1 protein-coding gene and 1 pseudogene are annotated in these 469 nt (G+C 67.2%); one reads left to right on the top strand and one right to left on the bottom strand.

What is annotated here, in order from left to right; all coding sequences use genetic code 11:
* Positions 1-268: pseudogene (locus DEQ92_RS22405) on the bottom strand (alpha/beta hydrolase); the annotation flags it as partial.
* A 54-nt stretch (positions 269-322) separates the two neighbouring features.
* Between DEQ92_RS22405 and DEQ92_RS22410 the strand changes: the two are divergent.
* Positions 323-469: PspA/IM30 family protein (locus DEQ92_RS22410; RefSeq protein WP_394338721.1), on the top strand; the 147-nt coding region annotated here is incomplete at its 3' end.

Below are 469 nucleotides of genomic sequence, written 5' to 3' on the forward strand. Positions count from 1 at the left end.
GGGTGTCGGCGCGCTCGCCGTAGCCCTCGTCCCACGCGCCGTAATCGAAGCGGAGGCAGTCGACGCCGCGGGCGGTGAGCGCGTCGCTGACGGCGACGAGGCGGCCGTCGCCGCGGTGGCCTTGGTGTTGTGGATGGGGCGGACAGGCGACGACGACGGCGTCGCTTCGGGTCGCCCGGTCGTCAGTGTCGTCCGCGCCGTCTCCGCGGGCGCGGTCGAGGGTCGCCCGCACGTCGCGCCCCCCGGGAACGAGAATCGTCTCGGTCATAGAGACAGGTTGCGCTGGTGAGGTTTTAAGCCGAACGTCGCGTAGTAATTGGGTATGGGAATTCTCTCTCGCACGTCGTACGTCATCCGGTCGAAGATAAACGCCCTCCTCAACCGTGCGGAGGACCCGACCGAGACGCTCGACTACTCCTACGAGAAGATGCGCGACGAGCTACAGCAGGTCAAACAGGGCATCGCCGAC

The organism is Haloferax sp. Atlit-6N (assembly GCF_003383195.1).
Taxonomy (GTDB): Archaea; Halobacteriota; Halobacteria; order Halobacteriales; family Haloferacaceae; genus Haloferax; species Haloferax gibbonsii.